The sequence below is a fragment of the Rhodococcus sp. MEB064 genome (assembly GCF_000834565.1).
Classification (GTDB): Bacteria; Actinomycetota; Actinomycetes; order Mycobacteriales; family Mycobacteriaceae; genus Rhodococcoides.
On the sequence record NZ_JXQS01000056.1, the window covers coordinates 1 to 1,995 of the forward strand.

The following is a 1,995-nucleotide window of genomic DNA, read 5'->3' on the forward strand; positions in this document are numbered from 1 at the left end:
GTGTGTTGTTTGAGAACTGCACAGTGGACGCGAGCATCTTTGTTGTAAGTAATGAAGAGCGTACGGTGGATGCCTTGGCACCAGGAGCCGATGAAGGACGTAGGAGGCTGCGATAAGCCTCGGGGAGCTGTCAACCGAGCTGAGATCCGAGGGTGTCCGAATGGGGAAACCCAGCACGAGTGATGTCGTGTTACCTGCACCTGAATATATAGGGTGTGTGGAGGGAACGTGGGGAAGTGAAACATCTCAGTACCCACAGGAAGAGAAAACAACAGTGATTCCGTCAGTAGTGGCGAGCGAACGCGGAAGAGGCCAAACCATGTGCATGTGATACCCGGCAGGGGTTGTGCGTGTGGGGTTGTGGGGTTTGTTTTTGTCGATTCTGCCGGATCGGCCGACAGTAAGAAATCATGTGGTTAGTCGAAGTGGTCTGGGATGGCCTGTCGTAGAGGGTGAGAATCCCGTAGACGAAAACTGTGTGACTGTCGAAGTGAATGCCCAAGTAGCAGCGGGCCCGTGAAATCTGCTGTGAATCTGTCGGGACCACCCGATAAGCCTGAATACTCCCTGGTGACCGATAGCGGACTAGTACCGTGAGGGAAAGGTGAAAAGTACCCCGGGAGGGGAGTGAAATAGTACCTGAAACCGTGCGCTTACAATCCGTCAGAGCCTGTGCACACTTCGGTGTGGTGGGTGATGGCGTGCCTTTTGAAGAATGAGCCTGCGAGTTAGTGGTATGTGGCGAGGTTAACCCGTGTGGGGTAGCCGTAGCGAAAGCGAGTCCGAATAGGGCGTTCCAGTCGCATGCTCTAGACCCGAAGCGGAGTGATCTACCCATGGCCAGGGTGAAGCGACGGTAAGACGTCGTGGAGGCCCGAACCCACTTAGGTTGAAAACTGAGGGGATGAGTTGTGGGTAGGGGTGAAAGGCCAATCAAACTCCGTGATAGCTGGTTCTCCCCGAAATGCATTTAGGTGCAGCGTCGCGTGTTTCATCCTGGAGGTAGAGCTACTGGATGGTCTAGAGGGCCCACAAGCTTATCGAAATCAGCCAAACTCCGAATGCCAGGATGTGAGAGCGCGGCAGTGAGACTGCGGGCGATAAGGTTCGTAGTCGAGAGGGAAACAGCCCAGATCGCCGGCTAAGGCCCCTAAGCGTGTACTAAGTGGAAAAGGATGTGAAGTCGCGAAGACAACCAGGAGGTTGGCTTAGAAGCAGCCACCCTTGAAAGAGTGCGTAATAGCTCACTGGTCAAGTGATTTTGCGCCGACAATGTAGCGGGGCTCAAGTACACCGCCGAAGCCGCGGCATTCGCACAATAGCCCGCGCACATCCTACGGGGTGTGTGCCAGGTGTGTGGATGGGTAGGGGAGCGTCGTGTGGCCAGGGAAGCGCCGGAGTGATCCAGGTGTGGAGGCCACGCGAGTGAGAATGCAGGCATGAGTAGCGAAAGACGAGTGAGAAACTCGTCCGCCGAATGATCAAGGGTTCCTGGGCCAGGTTAATCCGCCCAGGGTGAGTCGGGACCTAAGGCGAGGCCGACAGGCGTAGTCGATGGACAACGGGTTGATATTCCCGTACCCGTGTATCCGCGCCCATGATGAATCAGGAGTACTAACCGTCCAGAGCCACCAGGAGCACCTTCGGGTGCCGGGTGTGGTGATGCACGGGACCTTTCCTGGTAGTAGTCAAGCGATGGGGTGACGCAGGAAGGTAGCTGAGCCAGTCAGTGGTAACACTGGTGTAAGCCTGTAGGGCGAGACCTAGGCAAATCCGGGTCTCACACAGCCTGAGAGGTGATGCATAGCCGAATGAGGCGAATTCAGTGATCCTATGCTGCCGAGAAAAGCCTCTAGCGAGCTGGTACACGGCCCGTACCCCAAACCGACACAGGTGATCAGGTAGAGAATACCAAGGCGATCGAGATAACTATGGTTAAGGAACTCGGCAAAATGCCCCCGTAACTTCGGGAGAAGGGGGACCCCTGCTGGTGAT

1 rRNA gene is annotated in these 1,995 nt (G+C 55.8%); it reads left to right on the plus strand.

Going from position 1 to position 1,995, the window contains the following annotated elements:
• Positions 1–42: 42 nt before the first annotated feature.
• Positions 43–1,995, plus strand: a 23S ribosomal RNA gene (locus tag RU01_RS18635); the annotation flags it as partial.